The sequence below is a fragment of the Legionella busanensis genome (assembly GCF_900461525.1).
Classification (GTDB): domain Bacteria; phylum Pseudomonadota; class Gammaproteobacteria; order Legionellales; family Legionellaceae; genus Legionella_C; species Legionella_C busanensis.
The window spans coordinates 3,407,889-3,414,911 of sequence record NZ_UGOD01000001.1 but is presented as its reverse complement, the minus strand read 5'-3'; the positions used below and the strand labels follow the sequence as shown (position 1 = coordinate 3,414,911).

Genomic DNA, 7,023 nt, shown 5'->3' with positions numbered 1-7,023 from the left:
AAAAAACTCCTCAAGCAACAATGGTTGCTATTAATAGACAACCAAAAAAGTTAAATACTGCCACCAAAGCCAGTTAGCAAGTAAACTAAATTACTTTGCTATTAACACAATAATTAAATTTAATAACAGCGTCATTACCTTTAAATTGCTTTATAAAGTAAAAATTATGAACACTACACTAAAACAATTTATAGGCGGGTCGATCATTATACCTAGCAAAGAATAAAAATATAGTTTTGAAATCGACTTTTTATATCGCGGCTTATTCGCTTAATATTTAATAAAATTGAATATAAAATATTCAAAACCGAAATAAAGTCAATCAAACTACTAATTACATGAGGTCCGTTGATCTAACTAAGCAAAATTAGTCAATTTAAATGGATATACAAACAATAAATAGATAAATCACAACTACATTTCCCACACATTGGAGAATAACTTTGTATATCAAAGAATAATGTAGCGCAAAAAAGTTTAGAGATAAAGCGATCTTAGATGGGAAAATTAAAATTTTTTTATTCAAATTAAAAAATCAGTAAGCAATATAGATTCATAAGCCAGGTAAATCGTGAAGAAAATAATAAACTTATTGAAATCCTTTTTAAGGTAATACTAATTAACAAATAAATTAAAAGTATAAATAAACAATCATACCTCTTATTTGATGAGCTATCGTACATACTTGTTTATAAAATTAGAATATGTCCCTTAAAAACCATCTACAAATCGAGCTTAACATGGGGACAATTCCCCAAAATAGCCTTAAAACTTTCAAATTACGTTTTTATTAATGTAATCAGTAACGACTTAAATACTAAATATTACCAGGATAAATTTTAGTTAAGTACTTCATTAATAATATTTTTTATAAGTTACTAACAGAAAATCGCCACTTAATAATCATAACAAATTTAAATTCTTATTTTATTATTATAATTAGATAGCCAGTTTAAAGTGAGCATAATTAGAACAAAAGAAAATTAAATAGGCATTAATAAAGTGTTAACAAAGAAGTAATTTAACAAGGTAAAGGATGTGCATAGTTAGTCATATATTAATAAAGTTTAAAAATAATCTTAAACTAGTAATCATGAAAAACACGATCTCTTAACAGATCTATAATTAATATAAGTTATTGTATAATTGAAAGATTTAAAGGTTATAAACAGAATTTTTCTCACTAATAATAAAAAATAAATAAATATTTAAGATTTAATTATTATTACAGACTACTTTTTAAACCTTTTTAAAGTATTTTTTCAAAAAACCATTAAATCTACATTTTCTCCCAAATTGCCTAAACCTATTAATCTAGAATTAAAAAGACCATAGCTTGTTGATTCAGATGGTTTGACAGAACTTGTAAAGTTTTCTATCATTGCCCACCTTTGAATTAATTTAAGTAGGTCTAAAATGAAGCGTACATACCAGCCTAGTAAGCTAAAACGCAAGCGCGATCATGGATTTCGTCAACGTATGGCAACCCGAGGAGGCCGCCTTGTATTAAAGCGTCGACGTGCAAAAGGACGTAAACGTTTATCAGCTTAGTGTATGATTTTGACAAAAAACGCCGCTTAATCGCGAAAAGTGATTATGATTACGTGTTTGCACAAGCCAATAAAGTTATAATCCAGGAATTTATTATTTTATATCGACAGAATTCCTTGGGCTATGCAAGATTAGGGCTTTCCTTGTCAAAAAAGAAAATAGCAAAAGCATGTCAACGAAATAGACTGAAGCGTTTGGTACGTGAATATTTTCGCACGCAAGACTTACCTGCAGTCGATATTATTTTTTTAGCAAGACATGGGGCAGGAAAAGTAGAAAATAGATTAATTATTGCACATTTAGGTAATGCATGGAAAAAATTAAATACTTTCTACGTCAAATGACTAGTTTTCCAATAATCCTTTATCGATTATTTATTCGCCCTATGTTAAGGCCAAGTTGCCGCTTTTATCCTAGTTGTTCTGAATATGCTTTATCAGCAATTAATCATTTTGGTGTTTTTAAAGGTATAAAGTTAATGTGTTGTCGTTTACTCCGTTGCCATCCCTGGTCAGCAGGAGGTTACGATCCTGTGTTACATAATGAAGAGAAATCTTGATGGATATTCGACGAGTTGTATTATATGCAGCGCTTGCGCTAGTTATTTATTCTTTGTGGTCTGCTTGGCAACAAGATTACCCTCCTGCTAAACCTGCTACGACAGTAACTTCTTCTAGTAACATTAATAAAACTACTAAAGATAGTTTATTACCTAATATTAATAGCAATCAGACAACCAACTTAAATCAAGTAAGCCAAACGCCAAATACACAACAAAATTATTCAGCTTCACAAGCTATTCAAGTTAAGACTGATGTATTGTCTGTTTTAATTGATAAAAATTTTGGTGATATTACTCAAGCTAAACTTTCAAATTATCCTGTAAGTGTTGAGGAGCGCCAGACCCCTATAACTTTATTGTATGATAAGCCTAATGAGCGTTATACGGCGAATAGTAGCCTTGTAGTAAACAAAAATGGCGATGTTGAAAATCTTAAAATAAATTATAACTCACCTAAACAAGATTATTTTCTAGACCCTAATCAGAAACAATTAGTTGTAACATTAACAGGACAAACTGATACAGGCTTAGAAGTAGTCAAAAATTTTGTTTTCACGCCAGGAAGTTATCTAATTGAAGTTAACTACCAAATTGTAAATGCAGGGCAACAAGACTGGCAAGGCTATATGAATACACAACTGGTTCGCACTTTACCAGCTGAAGATCAGTCTAGTTTATTTCATATTGGCTCTTATACTGGCGCTTCTTACTCGAATCCAGAGCATAGCCGTTATAAAAAGGTAAGCTTCAAAGATATGTCTAAGGCTAATCTTAACATTGATGTAACAGGCGGCTGGATAGCAATGCAGCAGCATTATTTTCTTAGTGCATGGGTACCAGAGACAAAAAGTAAAAATCTTATTTATACTCGTAACGCTAATAATGACTATACCATTGGTACAATTAGTCAGCCTTTAATTGTTAAGCCAGGTGAAAAAAGAGAGTTAAGTACTAAACTATATATCGGACCAGAAACGACCAGTACCTTAAGTGCCATAGCACCTGGTTTGGATTTAACTGTTGACTACGGTTGGTTATGGTTTGTATCTTCAGCTCTATTCTCAATTATGAAAGCTATTCACTCTGTAGTGGGTAATTGGGGATGGTCTATTATACTTGTAACAGTACTTATTAAGCTGGCCTTCTTTAAATTGTCTGCGACAAGTTATAAATCTATGGCAAATATGCGTAAATTGCAGCCCAAGTTGCAAGCCTTACGTGAGCGTTATGGTGATGATAAAGCTAAAATTAGTCAAGCGACGATGGAGCTTTATAAGCAAGAAAAGGTAAATCCATTCGGTGGCTGTTTGCCTATCTTAGTACAAATTCCTGTATTCATTGCATTATATTGGGTTTTATTAGAGAGCGTAGAGTTAAGACAAGCGCCATTTATTCTATGGATTAAAGATTTAGCAACTGCTGATCCTTATCATGTATTGCCTATCATTATGGGCGCTACTATGTTGATACAGCAACGGTTAAATCCTGCTCCACCAGACCCAACACAAGCAAAGATAATGATGTTATTACCTATTGTGTTTACTGCATTATTTTGGAATTTTCCCGCGGGCTTAGTGTTATACTGGATTGTTAATAATACTTTATCTATTCTGCAACAGTGGTATATTACGCGGAAATATAGTGATAATCGGCCTACCTCTAAGAAGCAGCTTATAACAGCAAAATGAATGTTTCTCAAGATACAATTATTGCGATTGCTACTCCACCAGGCCAAGGTGGAGTAGGTATAGTAAGACTTTCTGGCCCTCTGGCTTATTCTATTGCTCTTAAATTAACAAAGCAAACTACAATCAAGCGACGTGCAGCTACCTACACTAATTTTTTCGACAATGAAAATAAATTAATTGATCAAGGTATTGTTATTTATTTCAAAGCACCTCATTCTTTTACAGGTGAAGATGTAATTGAATTACAAGGTCATGGTGCCCCCATTATTTTAGATTATTTAGTACAACAAGGAATTACTTATGGTGCACGGCTTGCTAAGCCTGGTGAATTTTCAGAACGAGCTTTTTTAAATGAAAGAATAGATTTAACCCAGGCTGAGGCAATTGCAGATTTAATTCATGCTAGTTCTCTAACCGCTGCTCGTCTGGCTCTACGATCTTTGCAAGGTAACTTTTCCCGGAAAATAAATGAACTTAGTGAAAAAATTATTAACTTACGTATTTATGTTGAAGCTGCCATTGATTTTCCAGAAGAAGAAATTGATTTTTTAGGGGATGGTAAAGTTAGCTCTTTACTTAATGAAATTCTCTTAGACCTTACCAACTTAAGACAAAATGCTTCACAAGGTGCGATGTTACGAGAAGGTTTATCCATCGTTATTGCAGGGAAGCCAAATGCAGGTAAGTCAACTTTAATTAATCGTTTAGCTGGGCGTGAAGTAGCCATTGTAACAGAAGTAGCTGGTACTACCCGTGATGTAATGCGAGAATATATTTTATTAGATGATTTACCAGTCCATCTTATTGATACAGCAGGTTTAAGAGAAAGTAATGATATAGTTGAACAAGAAGGTATTAGACGCGCGTGGCAGGAAGTTAGTCAAGCTGATTGTGTTTTATTAATGGTTGATATTAACCAGCCTCAACAAGAAAATGAGCTTAATAAAGAAATCTCTGCTCGCCTCTCTGTTGGCGTTCCCTTAATTAAAGTTTTTAATAAAATTGATACGTTACATCACCAAGTTAAACAAGAAGATAATACTATTTATTTATCTGCTAAATCTGGTGCTGGTATTGATCTCCTAATTAATAAAATTAAATCTGTAGTTGGTTTTCAACCAACAGAGGGACAATTTTTAGCACGCAGAAGACATTTAGATGCCTTAGATAGGGCAAAAGAACTCTTGTTAGTTGGACAACAACAATTAATTCAAGCCCGTGCAGGTGAGTTATTGGCTGAAGATTTGAGGTTAGCTCACCAATGCTTATGTGAGATTACCGGTGAATTTACCTCCGATGATTTATTAGGGAAAATTTTTTCTAGTTTTTGCATTGGTAAATAAAAAATTATTATTCGCTTATTTAATACCTTATTTTCTTCTTCGTTAATTAATAAATTTCTGTACTTTGTTATCTATAAGGCAATATGCAGAAAAAAAATACAAGAAATGATTGTCTGATAGTTAAAAGAATGTTAAGTTGTATTTTTTAAACTTCTTGTACTTTTTTTGTTTGGACTGAATCATGCCTTTTTCAACAAAATATAGAGCTTTTCGCGATGATAAATATAGTTTTTTTCAAAATACATCACAAAATGCATCAAACAACTCAATTGAAATGATTGACATACAAGCAAAAGAAAAAAACTTTAAATTTTTATCCGAAAATAAAGGGCTTATTGAACAAGAATTTAGTCAACTTTATGCTAGTTTAAGTAAACATAAAGAAAAACAAGAAGAGTTTTGGCTCTATTGCTATTATTGTTGTTCAATGCTTGAAACCTATTATCTAGATTATGACCAGCCCGCTAAAGTGGTTGAGTATAGCAATTTACGTAAAAAAATTTGGCAAGAATTAGAAAAACATAGAGAATATCCTAATAAAAAACAGCCAGTGGCTGCAGGATTTATTAAAAAATTAGGTCAGAAAGTCGGCGATGATTTAAAAGATATTGCTACGAGTGTTAAGCATGCTTCTAAATTGCGTAATGAGGTTGGCCTTTTAAATATGGGGCGGATGTATTGGACATTTTGTCGTTTAACCTTAACTAATTCATTTCAACATTTAGCTAAAAATACTCATTGGTTAGAGCAGTTGAGCAAATGGATAAATAAACCCATTGATGCTGAAAAAATAGTTAAACAGCTTGAAACGCCCAATGATATTCTTCGCGCATTTAGTGTTGGTTTCTTTGCTGCTCGCTTTATTATTAATGCTGGTATAGTACTTAAGCATACTTTTTCGCCTACTGATTCTGAAAAAGAGCTAAGTAAATGGGAACGTTTTAGCAAAGAGATATCTAAGCGCCATGCTGAATTTTTAAATGATATCGTGTGGGCAACGGTTAATGGAGTAACCAATTATGCAGAGTTTTTCCATATTTCTGCTACAGCAGCGGGTTGGATTACAGCTGGTTTTCTAATGTTTGACGTTGGATTATTGCTTTGGCGCCATCATCTTGCAGAACAAGAGTATTTGCTTAAGAAGTCTGAGTATCAAGAAGAGCTTAAACATTATGAGCAATTACTAGTTAATACTACTAATAAGGCTGAAATCCTTAAGTTACAACAACATTGTGATTTAATTAAAGAGCAGCAAAAGGAACTTGAATTAAATTGGAAAGTAAATAGCGCAACTTTCTTATTTAATATTGCCGCTGCATTGTTACTGGCTGCAGGCTTTAGTGCAGCAATGATTGTAGGCTTTCCTGTGCTAGTTCCTTTATCTTATGCTGTTTGTACCATTGCAGTTACCATGTATTTATCTGCGCCTGTTTATAGTCAATATAAAGATAAAAAATTGCGGCTTACTCAAGCAAAAGTAGATAATGCAAGTGAAAAAGATATGGCTTTAGCACTGCAAGAGTTTCAAGCAGCGCGACAAGAATTTATATTAACCATGGTTAAAAATGCAGTTTTACCTGGCATTATGATCGCTACTTTTGCTATCTGCTGGGAAGCAGCTTTAGTATTAACGGCAGTTTATCTTACCTATAAGCTTTATGAGGCTTATGAAAAGCATAAGGCTAATAAGCCTCAAGTTAAAATGGTAGAATTTGCAGGTGATTCTGAACTAGAAAAAAATAAGGTAATACAAGAGCCTGAAGAGGACGAAGGTATTGGATCTTATTTGAGCTGTTGTCCTGCTTAAAAAGGTGTTATTTAAATAATTGGGTCAGTTCTAAAGAGTTGTTATAATAAGCACTTAGGGAAACTGTCCCTG

At 32.9% G+C, this 7,023-nt stretch carries 6 protein-coding genes; all 6 read left to right on the top strand.

Annotated elements, in window-relative coordinates:
* Nucleotides 1-1,416 precede the first annotated feature (1,416 nt).
* The 6 genes from rpmH to DYH30_RS15120 all read left to right on the top strand — a co-directional run bounded on the left by rpmH (nt 1,417) and on the right by DYH30_RS15120 (nt 6,951).
* A complete protein-coding gene (gene rpmH / locus DYH30_RS15145) occupies nt 1,417-1,551 on the top strand; it encodes a 50S ribosomal protein L34 (protein ID WP_115303963.1) in 135 nt (44 codons plus the stop codon).
* Nucleotides 1,551-1,895, top strand: a complete 345-nt coding sequence (gene rnpA, locus DYH30_RS15140) for a ribonuclease P protein component (protein WP_115332448.1) — start codon at nt 1,551-1,553, stop codon at nt 1,893-1,895. Before rpmH ends, rnpA begins: the two co-directional genes overlap by 1 nt.
* The gene (gene yidD / locus DYH30_RS15135; RefSeq protein ID WP_115332447.1) at nt 1,862-2,110 is read left to right on the top strand and encodes a membrane protein insertion efficiency factor YidD; all 249 of its coding nucleotides are present in this window, start codon (nt 1,862-1,864) and stop codon (nt 2,108-2,110) included. The genes rnpA and yidD overlap by 34 nt, the downstream gene beginning before the upstream one ends.
* Nucleotides 2,110-3,801, top strand: a complete 1,692-nt coding sequence (gene yidC, locus DYH30_RS15130) for a membrane protein insertase YidC (protein WP_115332446.1) — start codon at nt 2,110-2,112, stop codon at nt 3,799-3,801. Before yidD ends, yidC begins: the two co-directional genes overlap by 1 nt.
* On the top strand, nt 3,798-5,144 hold the full coding sequence (mnmE, locus tag DYH30_RS15125) for a tRNA uridine-5-carboxymethylaminomethyl(34) synthesis GTPase MnmE (protein ID WP_115332445.1): 1,347 nt from the start codon (nt 3,798-3,800) through the stop codon (nt 5,142-5,144). Before yidC ends, mnmE begins: the two co-directional genes overlap by 4 nt.
* A 181-nt stretch (nt 5,145-5,325) precedes the next feature.
* On the top strand, nt 5,326-6,951 hold the full coding sequence (locus tag DYH30_RS15120; protein ID WP_115332444.1) for a hypothetical protein: 1,626 nt from the start codon (nt 5,326-5,328) through the stop codon (nt 6,949-6,951).
* Nucleotides 6,952-7,023: the final 72 nt, after the last annotated feature.